Source organism: Cereibacter sphaeroides 2.4.1 (assembly GCF_000012905.2).
Taxonomy (GTDB): Bacteria; Pseudomonadota; Alphaproteobacteria; order Rhodobacterales; family Rhodobacteraceae; genus Cereibacter_A; species Cereibacter_A sphaeroides.
The window spans coordinates 3,011,363-3,034,812 of sequence record NC_007493.2; the positions used below are offsets into that span (position 1 = coordinate 3,011,363).

At 69.0% G+C, this 23,450-nt stretch carries 25 protein-coding genes; 14 read left to right on the plus strand and 11 right to left on the minus strand.

Translation table 11 applies throughout. From position 1 onward, the window contains the following. Positions 1-16 precede the first annotated feature (16 nt). Together RSP_RS14595 and RSP_RS14600 are read right to left on the minus strand one after the other, a co-directional pair. Entirely contained in the window at positions 17-430 is a 414-nt protein-coding gene (locus RSP_RS14595; protein WP_002721753.1) for a glyoxalase/bleomycin resistance/extradiol dioxygenase family protein, read from the minus strand. Further along, positions 427-1,446, minus strand: a complete 1,020-nt coding sequence (locus RSP_RS14600) for a LacI family DNA-binding transcriptional regulator (protein ID WP_011338815.1) — start codon at positions 1,444-1,446, stop codon at positions 427-429. The genes RSP_RS14595 and RSP_RS14600 overlap by 4 nt, the downstream gene beginning before the upstream one ends. Positions 1,447-1,596: 150 nt before the next feature. Here RSP_RS14600 and RSP_RS14605 point away from each other — a divergent pair, with 150 nt between their 5' ends. From RSP_RS14605 to RSP_RS14625, 5 genes are read left to right on the plus strand one after another with little or no spacing between them, the layout of a single operon-like run. After that, positions 1,597-2,655: a sugar phosphate isomerase/epimerase family protein gene (locus RSP_RS14605; RefSeq protein WP_011338816.1), complete on the plus strand. Its 1,059-nt coding sequence runs from the start codon at positions 1,597-1,599 to the stop codon at positions 2,653-2,655. Next, complete coding sequence (locus RSP_RS14610) at positions 2,652-3,797, plus strand: Gfo/Idh/MocA family protein (RefSeq protein ID WP_011338817.1); 1,146 nt, start codon at positions 2,652-2,654, stop codon at positions 3,795-3,797. The genes RSP_RS14605 and RSP_RS14610 overlap by 4 nt, the downstream gene beginning before the upstream one ends. Continuing rightward, positions 3,794-5,293 carry a sugar ABC transporter ATP-binding protein gene (locus RSP_RS14615; protein ID WP_011338818.1) on the plus strand — a complete coding sequence of 500 codons (1,500 nt, stop codon included), beginning with the start codon at positions 3,794-3,796 and terminating at the stop codon, positions 5,291-5,293. The genes RSP_RS14610 and RSP_RS14615 overlap by 4 nt, the downstream gene beginning before the upstream one ends. After that, positions 5,290-6,282, plus strand: a complete 993-nt coding sequence (locus RSP_RS14620) for an ABC transporter permease (protein ID WP_002721763.1) — start codon at positions 5,290-5,292, stop codon at positions 6,280-6,282. Before RSP_RS14615 ends, RSP_RS14620 begins: the two co-directional genes overlap by 4 nt. 18 nt (positions 6,283-6,300) lie before the next feature. After that, positions 6,301-7,263, plus strand: coding sequence for an ABC transporter substrate-binding protein (locus RSP_RS14625; protein WP_009563288.1), 963 nt, complete (start codon positions 6,301-6,303; stop codon positions 7,261-7,263). Here the strand turns inward: RSP_RS14625 and RSP_RS14630 are convergent. Next, the gene (locus tag RSP_RS14630; protein WP_017139999.1) at positions 7,239-7,436 is read right to left on the minus strand and encodes a cupredoxin domain-containing protein; all 198 of its coding nucleotides are present in this window, start codon (positions 7,434-7,436) and stop codon (positions 7,239-7,241) included. The two genes, RSP_RS14625 and RSP_RS14630, sit on opposite strands and share 25 nt — an antisense overlap. Positions 7,437-7,791: 355 nt before the next feature. Here RSP_RS14630 and RSP_RS14635 point away from each other — a divergent pair, with 355 nt between their 5' ends. Together RSP_RS14635 and RSP_RS14640 are read left to right on the plus strand one after the other, a co-directional pair. Further along, positions 7,792-8,193: a hypothetical protein gene (locus RSP_RS14635; RefSeq protein ID WP_011338819.1), complete on the plus strand. Its 402-nt coding sequence runs from the start codon at positions 7,792-7,794 to the stop codon at positions 8,191-8,193. 296 nt (positions 8,194-8,489) lie between these two features. After that, positions 8,490-8,768 (plus strand): H-NS family nucleoid-associated regulatory protein, encoded by a 279-nt coding sequence (locus tag RSP_RS14640; RefSeq protein WP_002721771.1) that lies wholly within the window; start codon positions 8,490-8,492, stop codon positions 8,766-8,768. A 55-nt stretch (positions 8,769-8,823) separates the two neighbouring features. On the opposite strand, the gene RSP_RS14645 is transcribed toward RSP_RS14640, so the two are convergent. From RSP_RS14645 to RSP_RS14670, 6 genes are all read right to left on the minus strand, one after another. After that, positions 8,824-9,765 carry an NAD(P)H-dependent flavin oxidoreductase gene (locus RSP_RS14645; RefSeq protein ID WP_011338820.1) on the minus strand — a complete coding sequence of 314 codons (942 nt, stop codon included), beginning with the start codon at positions 9,763-9,765 and terminating at the stop codon, positions 8,824-8,826. A 324-nt stretch (positions 9,766-10,089) separates the two neighbouring features. Then, on the minus strand, positions 10,090-10,275 hold the full coding sequence (locus RSP_RS14650) for a hypothetical protein (protein ID WP_002721775.1): 186 nt from the start codon (positions 10,273-10,275) through the stop codon (positions 10,090-10,092). A 134-nt stretch (positions 10,276-10,409) separates the two neighbouring features. Next, complete coding sequence (locus RSP_RS14655) at positions 10,410-11,600, minus strand: acetate/propionate family kinase (protein WP_011338822.1); 1,191 nt, start codon at positions 11,598-11,600, stop codon at positions 10,410-10,412. Further along, on the minus strand, positions 11,597-13,018 hold the full coding sequence (locus tag RSP_RS14660) for a bifunctional enoyl-CoA hydratase/phosphate acetyltransferase (RefSeq protein ID WP_011338823.1): 1,422 nt from the start codon (positions 13,016-13,018) through the stop codon (positions 11,597-11,599). The genes RSP_RS14655 and RSP_RS14660 overlap by 4 nt, the downstream gene beginning before the upstream one ends. Then, positions 13,005-13,763: an enoyl-ACP reductase FabI gene (gene fabI / locus RSP_RS14665; protein ID WP_011338824.1), complete on the minus strand. Its 759-nt coding sequence runs from the start codon at positions 13,761-13,763 to the stop codon at positions 13,005-13,007. The genes RSP_RS14660 and fabI overlap by 14 nt, the downstream gene beginning before the upstream one ends. Before the next feature lie 12 nt (positions 13,764-13,775). Next, on the minus strand, positions 13,776-15,497 hold the full coding sequence (locus RSP_RS14670) for a PHA/PHB synthase family protein (protein WP_011338825.1): 1,722 nt from the start codon (positions 15,495-15,497) through the stop codon (positions 13,776-13,778). A gap of 306 nt (positions 15,498-15,803) precedes the next feature. Here RSP_RS14670 and RSP_RS14675 point away from each other — a divergent pair, with 306 nt between their 5' ends. From RSP_RS14675 to RSP_RS14685, 3 genes are all read left to right on the plus strand, one after another. Next, positions 15,804-16,742 carry an alpha/beta fold hydrolase gene (locus RSP_RS14675; RefSeq protein ID WP_011338826.1) on the plus strand — a complete coding sequence of 313 codons (939 nt, stop codon included), beginning with the start codon at positions 15,804-15,806 and terminating at the stop codon, positions 16,740-16,742. 81 nt (positions 16,743-16,823) lie between these two features. Next, complete coding sequence (locus tag RSP_RS14680) at positions 16,824-17,027, plus strand: PLD nuclease N-terminal domain-containing protein (protein WP_002721784.1); 204 nt, start codon at positions 16,824-16,826, stop codon at positions 17,025-17,027. 55 nt (positions 17,028-17,082) lie between these two features. Continuing rightward, positions 17,083-17,544: a ferritin-like domain-containing protein gene (locus tag RSP_RS14685; RefSeq protein WP_002721785.1), complete on the plus strand. Its 462-nt coding sequence runs from the start codon at positions 17,083-17,085 to the stop codon at positions 17,542-17,544. A 46-nt stretch (positions 17,545-17,590) separates the two neighbouring features. Here RSP_RS14685 and RSP_RS14690 read toward each other — a convergent pair whose 3' ends face one another. After that, positions 17,591-18,013: a BLUF domain-containing protein gene (locus RSP_RS14690; protein WP_011338827.1), complete on the minus strand. Its 423-nt coding sequence runs from the start codon at positions 18,011-18,013 to the stop codon at positions 17,591-17,593. A 71-nt stretch (positions 18,014-18,084) separates the two neighbouring features. Continuing rightward, complete coding sequence (locus tag RSP_RS14695; RefSeq protein ID WP_011338828.1) at positions 18,085-18,672, minus strand: response regulator; 588 nt, start codon at positions 18,670-18,672, stop codon at positions 18,085-18,087. A gap of 834 nt (positions 18,673-19,506) precedes the next feature. Here RSP_RS14695 and RSP_RS22275 point away from each other — a divergent pair. Genes RSP_RS22275 through kdpB form a run of 4 tightly spaced genes read left to right on the plus strand, consistent with a single transcriptional unit; the run spans position 19,507 to position 23,445 of the window. Then, positions 19,507-19,647, plus strand: a complete 141-nt coding sequence (locus RSP_RS22275; protein ID WP_165446439.1) for a hypothetical protein — start codon at positions 19,507-19,509, stop codon at positions 19,645-19,647. Positions 19,648-19,659: 12 nt separating this feature from the next. Beyond that, a complete protein-coding gene (kdpF, locus tag RSP_RS14700; RefSeq protein ID WP_002721789.1) occupies positions 19,660-19,746 on the plus strand; it encodes a K(+)-transporting ATPase subunit F in 87 nt (28 codons plus the stop codon). 7 nt (positions 19,747-19,753) lie between these two features. Further along, a complete protein-coding gene (kdpA, locus tag RSP_RS14705) occupies positions 19,754-21,409 on the plus strand; it encodes a potassium-transporting ATPase subunit KdpA (protein ID WP_011338830.1) in 1,656 nt (551 codons plus the stop codon). A gap of 8 nt (positions 21,410-21,417) precedes the next feature. Then, positions 21,418-23,445 (plus strand): potassium-transporting ATPase subunit KdpB, encoded by a 2,028-nt coding sequence (gene kdpB, locus RSP_RS14710; RefSeq protein ID WP_011338831.1) that lies wholly within the window; start codon positions 21,418-21,420, stop codon positions 23,443-23,445. The last annotated feature ends 5 nt before the right edge of the window (positions 23,446-23,450 follow it).

Sequence of the window (23,450 nt, forward strand, 5' to 3'; positions counted from 1 at the left end):
CGCGCTTCGCGAACGGTCAGGCCCAGATCGAGGGATCGGCGAACTCGATCGAATTGCCGCCCGGATCGCGGACATAGACCGAGCGCGCGCCGTTCGGCCAGTGAAAGTCCGCCTCGATCTCGACGCCCCCCGCCTCCATCCGCTGCCGCCAGAGGTCGAGCGCCTCGGGCGGGACGGCGAAGCAGTAATGCCCCTGCCCGCGCATCCCGTGCGGCGGCACCGGCAGGTCCGGGTTGCCGCCCGGCACCTCGGTCTCGGCCGGGTTGAAGACCAGCAGCACGCCCTCGCCCACCCGGAAGAAGACGTGCCGCCCCTCGGCGCGGGTCACCACGGGCAGGCCGATCAGATCGCCGTAGAAGGCTTCGGCCGCCGCGAGGTCCGGCACATAGAGCGCGGATTCGAGCGTGCCGAGGATGGGAGGATGGGTCATGGCAGGTCTCCTTGGCCGGGGGGTGGCGGGGCAACGCTCTGCCGGCGGATCAGCTCCACCGGCAGCAGTTCCGACGGACCGCCGAGAGCGCGCGCCTCGATCATGGCGGACAGCAGCTCGCCCGCCCTTCGTCCGATCTGGCGCCGCGGCTGGCGGATGGTGGTGAGGGGCGGCACCAGATGGGCCGCCACCTCGATATCGTCGAAGCCCACCACCGACACGGCCGAGGGCACCGAGATGCCCGCATGCTGCAGCGCGCCCATGAAGCCGCAGGCCGCCTCGTCCGAGGCGCAGAAGACCGCCGTCGGCCGCTCCTTGAGCCCGAGCCAGGTCATCGCGGCGGCCGAGCCCGAGGCAAGCCCGAAGTCGCCGCGGAAGATCCAATCCTCGCGCAGGGGCAGCCCCAGCGCCTCGAGCTCCCGTCGCGCCCCCGCCAGACGGCTCTCGGTCAGCACATTGCCCACGGGCCCCATCGCATGACCGATCCGCCGGTGCCCCATCTCATAGAGATGCCGGATCGCGATCTCGGCGCCCGCGGCATTGTCCACCCGCACCGAGGGCAGCGTCTCGCCCATCCATTCGCAGGCAAGGATCACCGGCGGGCGCCGCCGCGTGGCCAGCGCCTCCTCGGGCAGGGTGCCGTCGAAGACCACCACGCCGTCCGCCAGCCCGCTCTCGAGATAATAGGTGAGCCGCCCCGCGGGATCGGTGTGGGTGTCCGCGATCAGAAGCCCATAGCCTGCGGGCGTCAGCACCGAGGCGAGGCCGGACAGGATCTCAGAGAAGAACGGGTTGGCGAGGTTCGGCACCAGCGCCAGAATGCTGCCCGTGCGCCGCCGCCGGAGGTTCCGTGCCATCGGGTTGGCGACATAGCCCGTCTCGCGCACGGCCCGCAGCACCGCCTCGCGCGTGGGCTCGGCCACCCGGTCGGGATGGGACAGCGCCCGGCTGACGGTCGCGGTCGACACGCCTGAGAGACGTGCAACATCCTGAATTGTGGCCACTTTCTGCCGCATGACGCCTCGCTGTTCCGCGACATCCTGCGCCGCAGGAAAATCGTTGTAAACGTTTGTCGCGCGTCTATAGTGACTCTGCAAACGATTACATCAACGACAGCGGTCGCGATGGAGGAGTTGCGCCGGTGGCGACCGGAGGGAGGAAATCGCTTGAAGACGATCAAGGGGCCTGCGCTGTTTCTGGCGCAGTTCGCGGGCGATGCTGCGCCCTTCAATTCATGGACGTCGATTACCCGCTGGGCGGCCGATTGCGGCTATGCGGGCGTCCAGGTGCCGACCTGGGACGCGCGCCTGTTCGATCTCGACCGGGCGGCGGAGTCGAAGGACTGGTGCGACCAGTTCAAGGGCGAGGCGGCCGAGGCGGGCGTCGAGGTGACCGAGCTTGCGAGCCACCTGCACGGCCAGCTCGTCGCGGCCCATCCGGCCTATGACACGATGCTCGACGGTTTTGCCGATCCGTCCGTCCGCGGCAATCCGAAGGCGCGGCAGGAATGGGCGGTCGACCGGGTGATGAAAGGCCTGACCGCCTCGCGCAATCTGGGGCTCAAGGCGATGGCCACCTTCTCGGGGGCGCTGGCCTGGCCCTATCTCTATCCCTGGCCGCAGCGGCCCGCGGGCCTTGTCGAGACCGCCTTCGACGAACTGGCCGCCCGCTGGCGCCCGATCCTCGACCATGCCGAGGACTGCGGGATCGACCTCTGCTACGAGATCCATCCCGGCGAGGACCTGCACGACGGCGTGACCTTCGAGATGTTCCTCGAGCGCGTCGGTGGCCATGCCCGCTGCAACATGCTCTACGATCCGTCGCACTATGTGCTTCAGGCGCTGGATTACCTCGACAATATCGACATCTACGGCAGCCGCATCCGCATGTTCCACGTCAAGGACGCCGAGCTGAACCCGACGGGGCGGCAGGGCGTCTATGGCGGCTTCCAGTCCTGGGTGAACCGGGCGGGGCGCTTCCGCAGCCTCGGCGACGGGCAGGTGGATTTCGGCGCGATCTTCTCGAAGCTCACCGCGCTCGATTTCGACGGCTGGGCGGTGGTCGAATGGGAATGCGCGCTGAAGCATCCCGAGGACGGGGCGCGCGAGGGGGCGGAGTTCGTCCGCAACCACATCATCCGCGTGACGCCCAACGCCTTCGACGATTTTGCGGGCGCAGGCACCGACGAGGCCGCCAACCGCGCCATGCTGGGGCTCGACCGATGAGCCGGTTCGCAGGGAGGGAGGGGCCCATCCGGCTCGGCATGGTGGGCGGCGGCAGCGGGGCCTTCATCGGCGCGGTTCACCGGATCGCCGCCCGGCTCGACGGGAAATATCAGCTGGTCGCAGGCGCGCTGTCCTCGACGCCCGAGAGGGCGCGCGAGAGCGCGGCGGCTCTCGGCATCCCGCGGAGTTACGACGATTTCACCGCCATGGCGAAAGCCGAGGCCCGGCGGCGCGACGGGATCGAGGCGGTGGCGATCGTCACCCCGAACCACATGCACGGCCCGGTGGCGCGCGAGTTCCTGAAGCGCGGCATCCATGTCATCTGCGACAAGCCGCTGACGGCGACGCTGGCCGAGGCCAAGCGCCTTCAGCAGGCGGCCGAGAAGGCGGACGCGCTCTTCGTGCTCACGCACAATTACACCGGCTATCCGATGGTGCGCGAGGCGCGGGCGCTGGTGGCCTCGGGCGCGCTCGGGCGGCTGCGGGTGGTGCAGGTCGAATATCCGCAGGGCTGGATGGCCGCGCCCGTCGCCAACAAGCAGGCCGAATGGCGCAACGATCCGGTGCGCGGCGGCGCGGGCGGCTCGACGGGCGACATCGGAACGCACGCCTACAACCTCGCCCGCTTCGTCACCGGCCTGAAGGTCGAGGCGCTGGCGGCCGACCTCTCGGAGTTCGTCGAGGGGCGGCAGAACGACGACAACGCCCATGTGATGCTGCGCTTCGAGGGCGGGGCGCGCGGGATGCTCTGGTGCAGCCAGGTGGCGGTGGGGCATGAAAATTCGCTGCGCCTGCGGGTCTATGGCGAGAAGGGCGGGCTCGAATGGGCGCAGGAGAATCCGACCGAGCTCTGGCATACCCCTCTGGGCGAGCCGAAGCGCCTCATCACCCGCATGGGCGCGGGCGCAGGCCCCGAGGCCGCGCGGGTGAGCCGCACGCCCGCGGGCCATCCCGAGGGTTTCCTCGAGGCTTTCGCCACGATCTATTCGGAAGCGGCCGAAGCGATCCTCGCCCATCGCGAGGGGAAATCCCCGCCCGAGGGCGTGACCTATCCCGGCATCGCCGACGGCCTTGAGGGCATGGCCTTCATCGACGCCTGCCTGCGTTCGTCGCGCCGGAATGCCGCCTGGGTGGTGCCATGACCGAGCCCGTGCTCGCGATCCGCCAGGTCTCGCGGCTGTTCGGGCCGGTTCAGGTCCTGTTCGATGTGGATTTCGACCTCCGCCCCGGCGAGGTCCATGCGCTGATCGGCGAGAACGGCGCGGGAAAATCCACCACGATGAAGATCCTCGCGGGCTATCTCGCGCCCTCGGCGGGAGAGGTGCTGCTGGACGGCAAGCCCGTCCACTTCCCCTCCTCGCGCGAGGCCGAGGCCGCGGGGATCGTGATGATCCATCAGGAATTCAACCTCGCGACCCCGCTCACGGTCGAGGAGAACATCTTCCTCGGGCGCGAGTTGAAGCGCGGCCCGTTTCTCGACCACCGGGCGATGCAGGCCGAAAGCCGCCGCCTGCTCGAGCGGCTGCACTGCACGGTCGATCCGCGCGCCCGTGTCTCGACCCTGTCCGTGCCGAACCGGCAGATGGTCGAGATCGCCAAGGCGCTGGGGCTGAAGGCGCGTGTCCTCATCATGGATGAGCCGACGGCCGTGCTCACCCACCGCGAGACCGACACGCTCCTTGAACAGGTGGACAGGCTGCGGGCGTCGGGCACCTCCATCCTCTACACGTCGCACAAGCTCGACGAGGTGGCGCGGATCGCCGACCGGGTAACGGTCCTGCGCGACGGCCGCCGGGTGATGACGGCCCCGGCGAAGGGCCTGTCCGAGGACCGGATGGCCGAGACCATGGTCGGCCGCGAACTGTCCGGCCTCTTCCCGCCGAAGTCCCCTCCCGCGCCCGAGCCTGTGCTCAAGGTGACGGGCCTCACCGTGCCGGGCTTCGTCCGTGACGCCTCCTTCACCCTGCGCCGCGGCGAGGTGCTGGGCTTCGCGGGTCTCGTGGGCTCGGGCCGGACAGAGTTGATGGAGGGGATCGTTGGTCTGCGCCCGGCCACGGGCGAGGTGCGGATGGAAGGTTCCCCCCTGCCCCGCCATTCCGTGTCGGCGGCGCGCGCGGCGGGCCTCGTCTACCTGACGGAGGACCGCAAGGAGAAGGGCCTCCTCCTCGGCAAGCCGCTGGGAGAGAACCTCACCCTTCTCGCGCTCGACCGCTTCGGGCGCGTGCTGATCGACAAGGGGGCCGAGGATCGCGCCCTGACGCAGGCGATCTCGGACTTCGACATCCGGGTGGGCGACCGCGGGATCAGCGCGGGCAGCCTCTCGGGCGGGAACCAGCAGAAGCTGCTTCTGGCCAAGACCATGCTGGCCGAGCCGCGTGTCGTCATCATCGACGAGCCCACCCGCGGGATCGACGTCGGCACCAAGCAGCAGATCTACGGCTTCATCGCCCTCCTCGCCGCCGAGGGCCGCAGCGTCATCGTCGTCTCGTCCGAACTGCCCGAGGTGATCGGGCTTGCGAACCGCGTCGTCGTGATGAGCGCGGGCCGCATCGCCGGCGAGGTCGAGGGCGACGCCATCACCGAAGAGAACATCGTCCGCCTCGCGATGGGGCTGAACCACCGGAAGGCCAGCGCATGAGTGCCGTCACCGCCCCCCGTCCCCGCTTCCATCTGCATGTGCTGGGGCCGCTGCTCGCGCTCTTCGTGCTGATCGCGCTCGGCGCCTGGCTGAACCCGAACTTCCTCAGCTACGGCAACGTGACGAACGTGCTGGCGCGCTCGGCCTTCATCGGCATCATCGCCGTGGGCATGACCTTCGTCATCACCTCGGGCGGCATCGACCTCTCGGTGGGATCGATGGCGGCCTTCATCGCGGGGCTGATGATCCTGTCGATGAACGCGCTTCTGCCCCACATGGGCGAAGGGGTCTCGGTCATCCTCGTGGGGGTGCTGGTCGCCGCGGGCGCGGGCCTGCTTGCCGGCTGGCTCAACGGCTTTCTCATCGCCAAGGTGGGGATCGAGCCCTTTATCGTGACGCTCGGCACCATGGGCATCTACCGCTCGCTGGTCACCTGGCTGGCCGACGGCGGCACGCTCTCGCTCGATTTCGGCCTCCGCGGCCTCTACCGGCCGGTCTACTACGGCGGGATCCTGGGCGTCGCCTGGCCGATCATCGTCTTTGCGATCGTGGCCATTCTGGGCGAGATCGTGATGCGCCAGACCGCCTTCGGCCGCCATGTCGCGGCCATCGGCGCGAACGAACAGGTGGCGCGCTACTCGGCCGTCAAGGTGCCGCGCGTGCGGATCGCGACCTATGCGCTTCTGGGGCTGCTCGTGGGCCTCGCCACGATCATGTATGTGCCGCGGCTGGGCTCGGCCTCGGGCTCGACCGGCGTCCTGTGGGAGCTCGAGGCCATCGCCGCCGTCATCATCGGCGGCACGGTGCTCAAGGGCGGTTACGGCCGCGTCTGGGGAACGGTGGTGGGCGTCCTGATCCTCAGCCTGATCGACAATATCCTGAACCTCGCCTCGATCGTCAGCCCCTATCTCAACGGCACGATCCAGGGCGTCATCGTCATCCTCGCTGTCGTCTTGCAGCGGGAGAAGAAGGCCGCGGACGCGCGGTAGATCCTTGGGAGGAACGTGATGAAACGCAGAGAATTCCTGACCACCGCGGCCGTGGCCGGTGTGGCCGCCGGGGCCGGCGCAGCCCCCGCCCTCGCGCAGGAGAAGGTGGGCACCATCGGGGTGGCGATCCCCTCGGCCACGCACGGCTTCATGGGCGGGCTGAACTTCCACGCGCAGGACACGATCAAGCGCCTGCAGCAGGTCTATCCGCAGCTCGACTTCGTGCTGGCCACCGCCGGAAACGCGGGCAAGATGGTCAACGATATCGAGGACATGGTCGCCACGCGCAACATCAGCGCCCTCGTCGTCCTGCCGTTCGAGAGCGAGCCGCTCACCTCGCCCGTGCAGGCGGTCAAGGAAGCCGGCATCTGGGTGACGGTCGTGGACCGCGGCCTCTCCGTCGAGGGGATCGAGGACCTCTATGTGGCGGGCGACAACCCGGGCTTCGGCCGCGTGGCGGGGGAGTATTTCGCCCAGCATCTCGAGTCCGGCAAGAAGATCGTCGTCCTTCGCGGCATTCCCACGACGCTCGACAACGAGCGGGTCGAGGCCTTCACCGCGGCCATCGAAGGCTCGGGCATCGAAGTGCTCGACATGCAGCACGGCAACTGGAACCGGGACGACGCCTTCAACGTGATGCAGGACTTCCTGTCGAAATATCCCCAGATCGACGCGGTCTGGGCCGCCGACGACGACATGGCCATCGGCGCGATGGAGGCCATCGCACAGGCCGGCCGCACCGAAGAGATGTGGGTGATGGGCGGCGCGGGCATGAAAGAGATCATCCGGCGCATCGCCGACGGCGATCCGCAGCTTCCGGCGAACGTGACCTATCCGCCGGCGCAGATCTCCACCGCCATCGAGCTCACGGCGCTGAAGCTCGTGTCCTCGACCCCGGTCTCGGGGCGTTTCATCATCGGCTCGCAGCTCGTCACGCCCGAGAATGCCGAGCAGTTCTACTTCCCCGACAGCCCGTTCTGAGCCGGGGCGAAGCGCGGCCCCTCCCCCGAGGGGCCGCGCTCTCCTCGATCCTGCCCGGCGACCTGCGCGAGCAGCGGATCGAACCGCTTCTTGGCCGCGCCCTTCATCGGCACCTCGGCCACGGCCGCCCTGTTCACGGGCTGGCCCACCTGGATCAGCTCCACGATCCCCATCGGGAAGTGCGGCGCGCATCGTGTCGCCCGGCGCTGCGGTGACGAAGGCGGGTACGAAGACCAGCCAACGGCCTGAGCATCTCGCATTCCTTCCGTCTGCTGCTCCGGGCCCAGCCCTCCCTGCGAAGCCGCTTTCTGCGCTGCCGTAAGCTCGGGCGATTCGGCTGCGGCCCCTCCGTGCGGCCAGCAAAGGCAGGGCGGACGGCTTCTTCTGCGCGCGCAAACGATTGCGCTTGCAGTCGCAGCATTCTCCGCGCCAGCTCCCGCGGATTTTCGTTGACGGGTGGGGCGCGAGTCCGCACCGTTCGGTCCTGCGGCCCGGGCCGCAGCGTAACGACCGATCTGGAGGATGATGATGACCAAACCGGCCGAGACCTCCCGCACCTTCCTAGACACGATGACCGAGCTGCTCTCCACCCTGTCGGTGGCCCCCATGGGCACGATCATGGCCAAGCGTATGCTCGACATGCAGCAGGGGATCGCGGGCGAGATGAACCAGGCGGCGCATGACTGGCTCGACCGCCGTCAGGCCGCCGTCAGCAGTCTCGTCGGCACCGCCCACAAGGTGATGGACAAGGGCTTTTCCGACACCGCGACCTATACCTCGATGCAGGAATGGTATGGTGGCATGGTCGAGCGCCTGGCCGCCGACATGAAGAGCCCCTACGACCTGATGCTGGCTTGCAGCGCCCATGTGACGCCGCCGGTCGCCAAGCCTGCCGAGAAGACCGCCTCCACCTTCCGCCGCGCCGCCTGAGGCGACCGTCGACCGCAGGGCCGGAAGCGGTGCGCCCGCCTCCGGCCCTTGCCTGTCAGGCGGCTCTCGGCCGGCCGCCCGTCGCGATTTTCGCACGGCCATCAGGCACCCCCAGAATCCGCCGAGCCCCGGTCTTGCTGCGAAATGCCGCAGGCCGGAGCGGCTAACCCATTCCAAAGGATGGGTATTCATGGCCCAAAGACATTTTCTCTCCGCGGGAACCTTCTGTAAGATGAAGGAAAGAAGGCTAAGACGCCGGTCTCTCCTCCGGCGCCAAGGGCCGAAGGACGATCGTTATGAAAAAGACTATTGAGCGGTTGAACTGGGACGAACTGCTGGACCTCTATGGACGGATCTCCAAGGCACTCGACGCCTGCGAGACCCGGCAAGCCGCCGCGAAGGCGCGATCCATGGCAGCAGCGATCTCCAAAGGGGCAGGAAGCGGGACGAAGCGCGTGAGCTACTTCAACCCGGCAAATCGCGCCGTGTCGTGGAATGGCCGCGGGCGGTGTCCGAACTGGTTCAAGGTGGCCATGGCTCAGGGGCGCACGCCCGAAGAACTGGCCTCCCTCTGAAAAGCCTGTCAACGGCCGGGTGGAGAGGGCTCCGGCCGGCCATTGACGCTGTCGCTTACAGCCAGCCTTCGCCGCGAGCTTCCTCGGCGGCCCCGGAGACAGCCTCCCGATAGTCCGCGATCAGGCGACGGCAGAGCTCTGCCGCCTTCGGAATGTCGGAGATGCCGCCCACGCCCTGCCCCGCCGACCAGACGTCGCGCCACACCTTTGCCTCGGAAGCCATGTCGAGATGCGGGGCCGCCCCACCCTCGGGATCGATCCCCGCAGCGGCGAGGCTCTGGCGCAGGAAGCTCGCCGGAACGCCGCTCACCTTCGGCGTATAGACGATGTCCGCCGCCGCGCTCTCGGCCACCATCCGTTTCTGTGCCTCGGACACCTGCGCCTCCTCGGTCGCGAGGAAGCGCGTGCCGAGATAGGCGAAGTCGGCGCCCATCATCCGGGCCGCTGCCACGTCCCGCCCGGTGTTCATCGCGCCCGACAGGACGATGGTGCCCGCGAAGAACGACCGGATCTCCGAGACCAGCGCGAAGGGGCTCAGCGTGCCCGCGTGCCCGCCCGCCCCCGCCGCCACGGCAATGATGCCGTCGACGCCCGCCTCGGCGGCCTTGCGGGCATGGCGCGCATTCACGACATCGTGGAAGACGAGCCCGCCGTAGCCATGGACGGCCGCCACCAGCTCCGGCACTGCGCCGAGCGAGGTGATGACGAGCGGCACCTTTTCGGCCACGCAGACCGCCAGATCCGCCTCGAGCCGCGGGTTCGACCGATGGACGATCAGATTGACCCCGAACGGCGCGGCATGGGGCTCGAGCCGGCCCTGGATCTCTTGCAGCCAGTCGCGGAACCCTTCGGTGGAGCGCTGGTTCAGCGCCGGGAAGGTGCCGAGGAGGCCTGCATTGCAGGTCTCCACCACCAGATCCGGGCCCGACGTGAGGAACATGGGCGCAGCGATCACGGGCGCCTTCAGGCGGCCCCTCAAGGCTTCAGGAACGGGCATCGGATCCTCCTCTCGCGTGGCGCGAGGTGACACCGCCTGCCGCGCTCCGGTCAACCGTTCCGCTGCGTCGGGGACGGTGCGCGCGCGGGACACTGGCCGATGGGGATCCTTGACGAAAGCCGGCGGCCGGATCGAAAGGGTGGAGAGACGGGAGGTTTGCCGAACGAATATTCGGTAACAAACGCAAAGGGCTCTCAGAGACGGCGCCTCGCCGAGGATCGCAGGATGAGATGCGGTGCGCGGGCCGGTGTCACGCGAGGTCAGCACCCTTGGGACGACGGGAGAGGCGCGGGCGAGGGCGGATCGGCCTCGCCCGCAGCCGGATCACCGAATGACGGCACCGCCCACACCGCCGATCACGGCGCCCGTGATGGGGTCGTCCGCGATCACCTGGCCCGCGACGGCCCCGCCGAGGGCGCCGGTCGCGGCGCGCTGGGTGCGGGTGTCACCACAGGCGGCAACCGCCACGCTCAGCACGAGGGCGGGAAGCAGGAACTTGGGAATGCTCATCGGGATCCTCCATGTCGGGTCCGGGCGGTGTGCCCGCCCGGAACATTACGCTGAGGAATGCGCAGAGCGGCAGGAACGTTCCGTCGCAGGGTCTGCCGCTGGCGAAGAATTGCCGTCAGGCGCCGAAAGACCGGTCAGGCAAGCGCCACCCCGGCCGAGTAATGCGCGACCTCGCCGCAGTGAAGGGCGCGGAGGATCACCGCCTCCTCGTCCGTCGCGATCACGGCCGCCGTCACCCGACTGCCCGGAGCCGAGATCACACCCTGTCCCGCACCATTCGCGGCCGCATCCATCTCGAGGCCGAGCCAGCCGAGCCCCTCCATCACCCGCGCCCGGATCTCGGGCGCGTGCTGCCCGATTCCCGCGGTGAAGACCAGCGCGTCGAGGCCGCCCATTCCCGCACTCAGGGCGCCGATCTGGCGCAGGATGAAACGGACGAAGAGATCGACCGCCTCGGCCGCCTCGGGCCGGTCGCTGGCCAGAAGGTCGCGCATGTCGGGGCTGATCCCCGAGACGCCGGCGAGGCCGCTCTGCCTGCCGAGGATCGTCTCGATCTCCGGCCCCGTCAGGCCCTGCCGCAGGAAATGCAGGATCACGCCCGGGTCCAGCTGACCGCAGCGCGTGCCCATCATCAGCCCGTCGAGCGCGCTGAAGCCCATGGTCGTGTCGAGGCTGCGCAGGTTCTCCATGGCGCAGAGGCTCGCGCCGCTGCCGAGATGGGCCACGATCACCTTGCCGCGCCCGGTCTCGCCCAGCACCTCGGGCAGGCGGCCCGCGATGTAGTCGTAGGAGAGCCCGTGAAAGCCGTAGCGCAGGATGCCTTCCTCGGCCATGGCGCGGGGCAGGGCATAGAGCCGGGCAAGGCGCGGCCGGTCGTGGTGGAAGGCCGTGTCGAAGCAGGCAATCTGCGGCACACCCGGCCAGCGCGCCTCGACCGCCCGGACCCCGGCGAGGTTGAAGGGCTGGTGGCTGGGGGCGAGCGGCGAGAAGCTCTCCAGCCGCTCGATCACCTCGGGCGTGAGCAGGACCGGCGCGTTGTAGTCGGGCCCGCCATGCACCACCCGGTGTCCGGCCGCATGCAGGTCGAGCGGCCCGAGGCGGCCTTCGAGCAGGCCCAGAAGCCACAGCGTCAGCTCCTTGGCGTCCCGCGCATCGGCGGGCGCGCGCAGTTCGAGCGTGCCGTCGGGCAGGCTGGCCTTCAGCCGCGGCTGAAGGCCGATCCCCTCGATCAGGCCGCGGACGAGCGGGCGCGCATCCGCCACGTCGAACAGGCCGAACTTGACCGTGGAAGAGCCGATGTTCAGGACGAGCCAGACGGGTTTCATTCGGCCACCGGCTTCGTTGGCCGCGCCTCGGCATGGAGCCGGGCAAGGGCCGCCGAGGTGAGGCGCGCGGAAGGACCGTCGGCGCGGCTCGTCAGCATGATCGGCACCTTCGCCCCGAGCACAAGACCCGCAGCCTCGGCGCCGCCCAGATGGATCAGCTGCTTGGCGATCATGTTGCCACTCTCGAGGTTCGGCGCCACGAGGATGTCGGCGCGCCCCGCCACGTCCGAGACGATGCCCTTGGCCTTCACCGCTTCCATCGAAATCGCATTGTCGTAGGCGAGCGGCCCGTCGATCAGCCCGCCCACGATCTGGCCGCGGTCGTGCATCTTGCAGATCGAGGCCGCGAGGAGCGTCGAGGGGATCTTGCCCGTCACCGTCTCGACCGCCGACAGGAGCGCCGTGCGCGGGCACTCGATCCCCAGCGCCATGACGAGGTCGATGGCATTCTGAACGATGTCCTTCATCGTCTCGAGGTCGGGCGCGATGTTGATCGCGGCATCGGTGATGAAGAGGATCCGGTCCACGTCCGGCACGTCGAGCGCGAAGACATGGCTGAGGCGCCGCTCGGTCCGCAGACCCGTGTCGCGGCGGAGCACCGCCGACAGCAGCTCGTCGGTGTGCAGCTTGCCCTTCATCAGCGCGCCCGCGCGTCCGTCGCGCACCAGATCCACCGCCACTTCGGCCGAGGCATGGCTGTGGGGGGTGTCGACGATGCGGCTCTCGTCCAGCGTGACATTGGCCGCGGCCGCCGTGGCGAGGATCCGGGCCTTCGGCCCCACCCACCAGGGCGTGATGAGGCCTGCGCCTTCCGCCTGGATCGCGCCGAGAAGGCTCAGGTCGTCGCAGGGATGGACGATGGCCGTGGGCAGCGGAGGCAGGCTCCGCGCGGCGAGGATGAGGTTGGCAAAGCGCGCGCCCGGCGTGTGCAGCCGCACCTCGGGCAGGTGCGAGACCGGGCGGCGCACCTTCTCGCGCGGGGCCATCACCAGCGCCTCGCCGGTGATGACCAGTTCTCCCGCCTGATTGAGGCAGAGGCAGTCGAGCGTGACCTTGGCCGAGGCCATGTCCTTCTCGCGCACCGTCACCCGCACGGTGATCCTGTCGCCGGGCGAGACCGGGCGGCGGAAGCGCAGCGACTGGCCGAGGTAGATCGTGCCGGGGCCGGGCAGGCGGGTGCCCAGCACCGCCGAGATCAGCGCGCCGCCCCACATGCCGTGGGCGATGACATGGTGAAAGCCCGTCTCGGCCGCATAGGTCGCATCGAGATGGGCCGGGTTCACGTCGCCCGACATGACGGCGAACAGCTCGATGTCCTCGGGGGTCAGCACGCGGTCCACCTCGGCGCTCTCGCCGATCTGGAGTTCCTCCAGCGTCCGGTTCTCGACCGTGGTGATGGAAGGATCACATCCGAACATGTCGGCCTCCGTCGATGTGGGTCACGGTTCCGGTGACGCCCGAGGCGGCATCGGAGGCGAGGAAGGCGGCCACGGCACCCACCTCGTCGATGGTCACGAGACGCCGCTCGGGCGAGCGGGTCTTGGCATCCTCGATCAGCGCGTCGAAATGGTCGATGCCGCTCGCTGCGCGGGTCGCGATCGGGCCGGGCGAGAGCACGTTGGCCCGGATCCCCTGCGGCCCGAGCTCGGCCGCCACATGGCGGGTGCAGGCTTCGAGCGCGGCCTTCACCGGACCCATGATGTTGTAATGGTCCACCACCTTCTCGGCGCCGTAGTAGCTGACCGTCATCAGGCTGCCGCCCGCGCTCATCAGCGGTTCGGCCAGCTTCGCCATCCGCAGGAACGAGTGGCAGGAGATGTCCATGGCCTGTGCGAAGCCCCGGGCCGAACAGTCGGTGACGCGGCCGTGCAGATCCTCCTTCGGGCAGAAGGCCACCGAATGGAGCAGGAAGTCGAGACGCCCCCAGCGTTGCCTGACGCTCTCGAAGACCGCTTCCAGCGCATCTTCCTGCGACAGGTCGAGCGGCAGCAGCGCCGCGGCGTCCACCTCCTCGGCCACCGGCTGGACATGGGGCAGGGCGCGCTCGTTCAGATAGGTCAGCGCAAGCTCGGCCCCGGCGCCCGCGAAGGCGCGGGCGCATCCGGCGGCGATCGACTGGCCGTTGGCGACACCCACCACCAGCCCATATTTTCCCTTCAGCATCGTCCCGGCCCTTCAGCGTTGCAGGATGTAGGTGCCCGGCGCCTCGCAGAGCGCAGGGTAGCCGCTCCGGGCGTTGCCCATCGGGGGCAGCTTGCCCTTGGGCGTGGAGCGTTCGGCGAGCCAGGCGCCCCAGGCGGGCCACCACGACCCCTCGACCGGCGCCGTTTCGGCGAACCATTCGTCGGCGTCGCGGTAGGGATCGTCGCGCCCGGTGGTGGCGATGCGGAAATGCCGCCGCGGATGCCCCGGCTCGGACACGATGCCGGCATTGTGCCCGCCCGAGGTGAGCACGAAGGTCGTCTCGGTCTCGGTCAGCCGCTGGATCTTGAACACCGACCGCCAGGGCGCGACATGGTCCGTCTCGGTGCCCACCGCGAGGATCGGCAGCCGCAGCTCGGTCAGCGACAGCGCATGGCCCTCGAGCTCGAACTTGCCCTCGGCGAAGCGGTTCTCGAGGAACAGATGGCGCAGATATTCCGAATGCATCCGGTAGGGCATCCGGGTCGAATCCGCGTTCCAGGTCATCAGGTCGTTCGGATGCGGCCGCTCGCCCATCATGTATTCATGGATCATCCGCGACCAGATCAGATCGTTCGACCGCAGAAGCGTGAAGGCCCCGCTCATCTGATCGCTGTCGAGATAGCCCTGATGCCACATCATGTCCTCGAGCAGCGCCACCTGCGCCTCCGAGATGAAGAGCGCGAGCTCGCCCGCTTCCGAGAAATCGACCTGCGCCGCGAACAGCGTCATCGAGGCCAGCCGCTCGTCGTGATCGTGGGCCATGCGCGCGGCCATGATCGACAGAAGCGTGCCGCCGAGGCAGTAGCCCGCCGCATGGACCTTCGGCGCGCCGGTGATCGTCTGGATCGCCTTCAGCGCGGCGCGCGGCCCCTGATCGAGATAGTCGATCAGACCCAGATCGCGGTCCTCGGACTCGGGGTTGCGCCAGGAGATCATGAAGACGGTGAAGCCCTGCGCCACCAGCCAGCGGACCAGCGAATTCTGCTCGCTCAGGTCGAGGATGTAATATTTCATGATCCAGGCCGGCACGATTAGCACCGGCTCGGGATGCACCTCCCTGGTGGTGGGGCTGTACTGGATCAGCTCCATCAGATGCGTGCGCAGGACGACCTTGCCCGGTGTCGCGGCCAGCGTCTCGCCGATGCGGAACCCGCCTTCGTCCATCGGCACGCCGGTCGCGAGGCGGGCCATGTCGCCCGCGAAATTCATCGCGCCCTGCATGAGGTTGGCGCCCCGCGTCTCTGTCGTGCGGGCCAGCACCTCGGGGTTGAGGAACGGGTTGTTCGAGGGCGACCAGACGTCGAGCATCTGGCGCACCGAAAAGCTCAGCGCCGCCTCATGCGCCCGGTCCATCCCGCGCAGGCCGGTGGTGGCCGTCTGCCACCAGTCCTCGGTCAGAAGGAAGCTGTCGCGCAGCGCGGCGAAGGGCTGGCGGCTCCACGCCTCCGAAGCGTAGCGGCGGTCCCTGACCGGAGCCTCGTGCGGCTGCAGCCCCGCTTGCATCAAGGCGGCGGACGCAGTTGCCGCCTTCTCCCACAGCTCCGCCTGTTTTCCGGGGGCCGCGGCCAGATGCATCATCCAGTCGAGCGCAGCCGTCGCCAGCACCGAGGGCGCCAGACCCCGCGTCATGCCTGCGATGGCGGCGCGTGCCGCCCGGTCCAGCGCTTGCCCATAGGCCGGCGCACCTTCCGCATTCCACTTCATGTCAGACATGGATCGTTCCGTGTTCCGAGAGCTCTGGAGCCCGCTTACGCTTCTTTCATGAAATCGGTGTAATGCAGCCGCAGCATTTTTGATTTGAGCAAGATCAAGTTATTAATTTGCCGTGATTTAGGGCATCGCAATCTTTGCCGCATTGCAGCACAACGGCTTGGCGCAGCCCTGCGACGGATGGTCGCGCTGCAGGATGCGGCATTGACCAGGCAGGGCCGCGCCCTAGTTCCCCGATTCGTGGGTGAGGTGAGTCTCCGTGGTCTCCGGGCAACGGAAAGGCGCCTGTCGAGTTCCGAGCGGTGTATCATGCGCAGGGTCCGTCTTGTCCGTCTGCTGTTCGTGTTCAACCTCATGATTGCGGTCATGATGGGGGCAGGGATCGCGCTCTGGACGCCCGACCTGCCACGGGCAGAGCTCGAGGGGCGCTATCTCGCCCGGCCGGGCGATCTGGTGTCGGTGGCGGGCACCACGATCCACATGCGCGACCGCGGCCCGAAGGGCGCGCCCGCCGTCATCCTCATTCACGGCTTCGGATCGAGCCTGCATACCTGGAGCGCCTGGCAGGACCGGATGGCCGCCACCCGGCATGTCATCAGCTTCGATCTGCCCGGCCTGGGCCTCTCGCCGCCCGATGCGACCGGAGACTATTCCGACCGGCGGGTGGCCGAAATCCTGATCGCCATCATGGACCGAGCGGGCCTGCATCAGGCCGACCTGATCGGCAATTCCATCGGCGGGCGCATCGCCTTCACCTTCGCCGCCGCCCACCCCGAACGCGTGCGCAAGCTCGTCCTCGTGTCGCCCGACGGCTACGAGAGCCCGGGCTTCACCTATGGCGAGGCGCCCGAGGTGCCGCTTCTTGCCGAGGCTCTGCGCTACTGGCTGCCGCGGCCGCTGCTGCGCCTGTCGCTCGGCATGGCCTATGCCGATCCCAATGTCATGTCCGACCAGATCGTCAGCCGCTACTACGATCTGATCCGCGCACCGGGTGTCCGCGAGGCGCTGATCGACCGGATGCGGCAGACCGTCCTCGTCCCGCCCGAGACGCTGCTGGCGCGGGTGCACGCGCCGACGCTGCTCCTCTGGGGCGAGGAGGATGCGGTGATCCCGGTCTCGAACGCCCCGTCCTACGCGCGGGCCCTGCCCGATGTGCGCACCGTGCTCCTGCCCCGCATGGGCCATGTGCCGCAGGAAGAGGGGCCTGACCGCTCGCTCGCCCCGGTCGAGGCCTTTCTCGCCGGCTGAAGCCGTCCTTCATGCCCTACAGGAACCGGCGAAGGTTCAATGCGTTGGCCGACAGATGAGTTCGCAGAAGGGATCCTGCACATGGAAATGAATATGTTTCAGCTTCGCGGCTTCGGCGGCCTGATCATCCTTGCGCTGGATCTCTGGGCCTTGGTATCCATTCTCGGCTCCTCCGCCTCGACCGGGCGGAAGGTGCTCTGGGCGCTGATCGTGATCCTGCTCCCGGTGATCGGCTTCATCCTGTGGCTGATCTTCGGGCCGCGCGGAGCCTCCCGCGGGATCTGACCGCCCCAGGTTCCGGCCCGCATGTGCGCGGGCCGACCAGAGGGAGAAAGAGTGGATGGTCGGGATCAGATCCTACGGTGCGCCGGAACCCGCGGCGCTGGATGCCCTCGAGACGCTGCATCTGCGCTCCCTCGACGTTCTGGCCGGGTTCGAGACCATGGTGGAGCGGGCCGAGCCCGCGTTCCGGCCCACCGCCGCGCGGTTTCGCGATCTGCACCGCGTTCAATCGGAGGAGCTGGCCGAGATGATCGCCCGCTTCGGACGCGAGCCCGAGAGCAAGGGCAGCCTCATGTCCACCGTCAACCGTGCGGTCGTCTCGCTTCGGTCGCTGGTGAACGGCGTCGATGGCAATATCATCGACCAGATTCAGGACGGAGAGCAGCATGTGGTCACCGCCTTCGACGATGCGCTGGGCGAGGGGCAACCGATCGACGTGACCGCACGGCTCCGCTCGATGCGGCGCGAACTCTGCCTCCTCCTGTTCGAGACCCAGGCCGCCGCCGCCACAGGCCGGTGAGACCCCGGCCTTCGCCCTCTGCACCGGACCGACCCTCCCGCCCGCATCAGCCGCTTGCGTCGGCGTCTCCCTTGGACAGGGACGCGGCGATGGTCCTGTGGAGCTCCGCCACGTCCTCGGGGCCGCTCAGATCCAGCCGCTCGAGGTCGGGCGCAAGGGCGCGAAGTTCCTTGCGGGACACGATTCGCATGGACCAGTCCGGGAAGCGGCGCGCGGTGATCGGCTCGAGGTCGAAGGCGAGGATCTCCTGATGCCGGGGGTCGGCAGAGATCAGGCGGAAGAGCTCGTCGCAGGCCGAGCGCGGCCCTTCGATGGTCTGCACGAAATGCACGCCGTTGTAGAGCAGGATGCCGGTGATGCCGAGGCGCAGGTTCCTGACCCGGCTCGCCCGCATGATCTGCACGATGTCCGCCACCGGATCGGCCAGCCGCACGCGGCTTCGATAGGTCAGGGATACCAGCTCATCCATGCTGCCAGTGTGAAGGAGCCTGTGGTCGCTGCAAGGCCAAACTGCAGACTGAGGACTGCGGTTGCGCCGCCTCAGTTCAGGTGCCGGCCGCGGCGCGAGCGGCTGCCTTCCTGCAGGAGATCGACCAGCCGCTGCCGCAGCTCCTCGTCGCGCTCGGGCATCCGGCCGGGCGTCTCGATGAGGGCGCGCAGCGCGCTCTCGACCAGCCGGTCGGCCGAGGGCCCGTCCGGCATCAACTCGCGCGCGTGCAGGCGCAGGTCGCGCACGAGCCGGTCGAGATCGGCCGAGGACGTGCGTTCGGCCAGTTCGATCTGGCGCGCCAGCTGGCGCAGCATCGCGCGCGCTCCGCAGGGCTTGGCGAAGAACATCACGCGGTGGAACCGGTCGGGCACCGACGTGCGATCGGCCGCGGTGCAGAAGACGAAGGGCACGCTCCGGTTCAGCAGGCAGTCCGCCAGCTCGTAGCTCTGCTCGGATCCGAGCCGTATGTCGAGGACGGCGGCATCCACCTCGTCGAGCCGGTGGATCGCCTCGTGGATGTCGGCGAAGGGTCCGATCACCCGATGGCCCATGCGGCCAAGGTCCCGGGCCAGGTCCTGCGCCTGTATGTGGTCGTCTTCGACCACGAGGATGCGAAGGGACAGGGCAACATTCTGCATCGAGAACCTCTCGGGACTGATGCGGAATGAACCGGATCGGCGGCCCGAAGTTCCGGGCCGCCGCGGAGTCCGGTGGATGGCGGGAATGGCGATCTGGCGGCTGCCGCAGGACGCGCCTGACCTGTGCCCCCGATGGCGGCCGGGAAAGTTGACAGCCGTACAGATGTCAGGGTGGGGCAGGGTGCCGAGCATCGCATCTCATCGGGGCTGGAGCCTGACCCGTCTGTCCGGCCGCAGGGGCTTTCCGCGAGGTGCCGGTGCCTCTCCGATGACATGGTCCGATCTGAAAATCCACTTCATGCGAGCAGATGCTCTCCGACATGGTCGGAGCCGGGACCGAGGCGCAGGGCCGACGGTGCCGTGTTGCCGGTGTCGGGCCAGAGGGCGAGCCGCGGTCCCGGGGGCAGGGCGAGCGGTTGCCGGAGAGCGGGCGCAGAGCCGCGACGGTGCCGTGTTGCCGGTGTCGGGCCAGAGGGCGAGCCGCGGTCCTGTGGGCAGGGCGAGCGGTTGCCGGTGAGCGTGCGCAGAGCCGCGACGGTGCCGTGTTGCCGGTGTCGGGTCAGAGGGCGAGCCGCGGCCCTGTGGGCAGGGCGAGCGGTTGCTGGTGAGCGTGCGCAGAGCCGCGACAGTGCCGCGTTGCCGGTGTCGGGTCAGAGAGCGAGTTGCGGTCCCGGGGGCCGGGCGAGCGGTTGCTGGTGAGCGTGCGCAGAGCCGCGACGGTGCCATGTTGCCGGTGTCGGGCCAGCGGGCGAGCCGCAATCCCGGCGGCAGGGCGACCGCGCGGAGCCGCCGCAGGCCTTTACGCGGCCTTTACGGAGAAGCGCCCTATCCCGAATGGCGCCCTTACGCGGCTTCGGGCGAGCCTTCGGCCATCCCATTCAGGAGCGGAAGATGACCGATCTTGCCTATCTCGTTCTCGGCCTCGGAGGCTTCGCGGCCTTTGCCGCCCTCGTGGCGGCTCTCGGGCGCAGTTGAGGAGAGCCACCGATGTTCGAACCCATTCTGGGCCTTGCGGTTGCCGCGGGCCTCTTCGTCTATCTCGTGGCGGCGCTCGTCCGCCCCGACCGGTTCTGAGGGTCCCATGTCAGAGATCTGGGGCCTTCTCCTCTTTCTTGCGGCGCTGGCGGGCGGCGGCTGGCTGCTCGGCGCCGGCATGGCGCGCCTTTATGCGGGCGACGGCCTGCCCGCCGGCCGGCGTCTCCTCGGGCGGAGCGCCCGGCCGCAGGGCTGGACCGACTATGCCATGGCCGTGCTCGCCTTCAATGCCGCGGGCTTTCTGGCGCTCTATGCGCTGCTGCGGCTGCAGGGCCTCCTGCCGCTGAACCCCGACGGGGTGGCGGGCATGGCGCCCGACCTCGCCTTCAACACCGCGCTGAGCTTCGTCACCAACACCAACTGGCAGGCCTACAGCGGCGAGGCGCAGCTCAGCTACCTCGCGCAGATGCTGGGCCTGACGGTGCAGAACTTCGTATCCGCGGGCACCGGCATGGCGGTGGGCGTCGCGGTGATCCGCGGCTTCACCGCGCCGAAGGGAGAGAGCCTCGGCAACTTCTGGACCGACCTCTCGCGCTCGGTGCTCTGGGTGCTCCTGCCGCTGTCGGCGGGGCTCGCGCTCATCCTCATCCTGCAGGGCGTGCCGCAGACGCTGCTGGGCGCCGTGCGGGCCACGACCCTCGAGGGGGCCGAGCAGATCATCGCCCGCGGCCCGGCCGCGAGCCAGATCGCGATCAAGCAGCTCGGCACCAACGGCGGCGGCTTCTTCGGGGTCAACTCGGCCCACCCGTTCGAGAATCCGACGATCCTGTCGGACCTCGTGCAATGCTACGCGATCCTCGTGATCCCGGTGGCCTTCTGCTTCCTCTTCGGCCGCATGGCGGGCGACGGGCGGCAGGGGCGGGCGATCTTCGCCGCCATGTCGGTCCTGTTCCTTGCGGGTCTGGCCGTCATCCTGTGGCAGGAGAGCGCGGGCAATCCGCTGATGGCGCTTTCGGGCGGCAACATGGAGGGCAAGGAGGTGCGCTTCGGCCCGATCCTGTCGGGCCTCTGGGCCGCGGCGACCACGGCGGCGTCGAACGGATCGGTCAATGCCATGCACGACAGCTTCCTGCCGCTCTCGGGGCTCGTGATGCTCGTGAACATGCAGGTGGGCGAGGTGATCTTCGGCGGTGTGGGCTCGGGCCTCTACGGGATGCTGCTCTATGTCGTGCTCGCGGTCTTCCTCGCGGGGCTGATGGTGGGGCGGACGCCCGAATATCTCGGCCGGCGCGTTGAGGCGCGCGAGGTGGTGCTGGCGGTTCTGGCCTTCCTGTCGATGCCGGTGGGCATCCTTGCGGGAGGGGCGCTCTCGGCCAGCATCCCCGCCATGGCGGCCTCGGTGCAGGAGGCGGGCCCGCACGGGCTGTCCGAGATCCTCTATGCCTATTCCTCGGCCACGGGCAACAACGGCTCGGCCTTCGCGGGCTGGAATGCGGCCACGCCCTGGCAGACGACCGCGCTGGGCCTGCTCATGCTCTTCGGCCGCTTCGCGATGATCGTGCCGATGCTCGCCATCGCGGGATCGCTCGTCCGCAAGACGCCCGCGCCCGCCACGGCCGGCACCTTCCCCACGCACGGGCCGCTCTTCGTGACGCTGCTCGTGCTGACCGTCGCCGTCTTCGGCGCGCTCACCTTCTTCCCCGTCCTGGCGCTGGGACCTTTGGCCGAACAGGCCGCCCTCGCCGCCGGACAGAGCTTCTGAGGCAGATCATGTCCCGACATCCCAGACCCGAGGCACGGCTCGCAACCCTTGCGCCCGCAGCCCTCCGGCAGTCCTTCGTCAAGCTCGACCCGCGCAGCCTGTCGCGCAACCCGGTGATCTTCACCACGGCCGTGGTGGCGGGCCTGACCACCGTTCTCGCCCTCCCGGCGCTGGCGACCGACCTGTCCCGCGGCCTCACGGCGCTGCATATCTCGGCCTGGCTCTGGATCGCGGTGCTGTTCGCGAATTTCGCCGAGGCGCTGGCCGAGGGCCGGGGCCGGGCCCGCGCCGACAGCCTGCGCGCAAGCCGCTCCGAGACGCCGGTCAAGCTTCTCGCCTCGGCCGAGGCCGCGCCCGCGAGCGCGACGCTCGTGCCCTCGGCGGGGCTCCGGAAGGGCCAGATCCTGCTCGTCGAGGCGGGCGACCTGATCCCGGCCGATGCCGAGGTGATCCGCGGCGTGGCCTCGGTGGACGAGAGCGCCATCACCGGCGAGAGCGCGCCCGTGATCCGCGAGAGCGGCGGCGACCGGTCGTCGGTGACGGGCGGCACGCGCATCGTCTCGGACAGTCTCGTGCTGCGCGTCACCGCCGATCCGGGGCGCAGCTTCCTCGACCGGATGATCGCGCTGGTCGAAGGGGCCGAGCGCAAGAAGACCCCGAACGAGATCGCGCTGAACATCCTGCTCGCGGGGCTCACGCTGATCTTCCTGATCGTGGTCGTGACGCTCGAGCCTTTCGCGCGCTTCTCGGGTGCGACCATCCCGGTCGTGTTCCTCGCGGCGCTCTTCGTCACGCTCATCCCCACCACCATCGGCGGCCTGCTTTCGGCCATCGGCATCGCGGGGATGGACCGGCTGGTGAAGGCCAATGTCATCGCCAAGTCGGGCCGTGCGGTCGAGGCGGCGGGCGACGTGGACACGCTTCTGCTCGACAAGACCGGCACGATCACCTTCGGCAACCGCATGGCCGACCGGTTCGTGCCGGCCGAGGGCGTGAGCCTGCGCGAGCTGGCCGACCGCGCCATGCTGGCCTCGCTCGCCGACGAGACGCCCGAGGGCAAGTCCATCGTCGAGCTGGCGCGCGCTCAGGGGGCCACGGCGGTGCCCGAGGGGCAGGCCGTGGCCTTCTCGGCCCAGACGCGGCTTTCGGGCGTGGATCTGGGCGAGGTCGCGCTGCGCAAGGGGGCGGTCGATGCCGTCCTGCGCCACACGGGCCGGGTGCCCGATGCGCGGGTCGCGGCCGAGGTCGAGGCCATCGCCCGGTCGGGCGGCACGCCGCTGCTCGTCTCGGAAGGCAACCGGATCCTCGGCGCGATCCATCTGAAGGATGTGGTGAAGCCCGGTGTGCGTGCCCGCTTCGCCGACCTGCGCCGCATGGGGATCCGCACGGTGATGATCACGGGCGACAACCCCCTGACCGCCGCCGCCATCGCGGCCGAGGCCGGGGTCGACGATTTCCTCGCCGAGGCCACGCCCGAGATGAAGCTCGACTACATCCGGCGCGAACAGGCGCAGGGCCGGATGGTCGCCATGTGCGGCGACGGCTCGAACGACGCCCCGGCGCTGGCGCAGGCCGATGTGGGCGTGGCGATGAATTCGGGCACGCCCGCCGCCAAGGAGGCCGCGAACCTGATCGACCTCGACAGCGACCCCACCAAGCTCATCGAGGTGGTGATGGTGGGCAAGGAGCTGCTCATCAGCCGCGGCGCCCTCACCACCTTTTCGGTGGCCAACGATGTGGCGAAATATTTCGCCATCCTGCCGGCCATGTTCGTGGCGGCCTATCCGGGCCTTCAGGCGCTGAACATCATGCGTCTGGCCAGCCCCGAAAGCGCGATCCTCTCGGCCGTGATCTTCAACGCGCTGGTGATCGTGGCGCTGATCCCGCTCGCGCTGCGCGGGGTGGGTTATGCGCCCGCCTCGGCTGCGGCCCTGTTGCGGCGCAATCTGACGATCTATGGTCTGGGCGGACTGGTCGTGCCGTTCGTGGGGATCAAGATCATCGACATGGGCCTCGTGGCCCTCGGCCTCGCCTGAAAGGA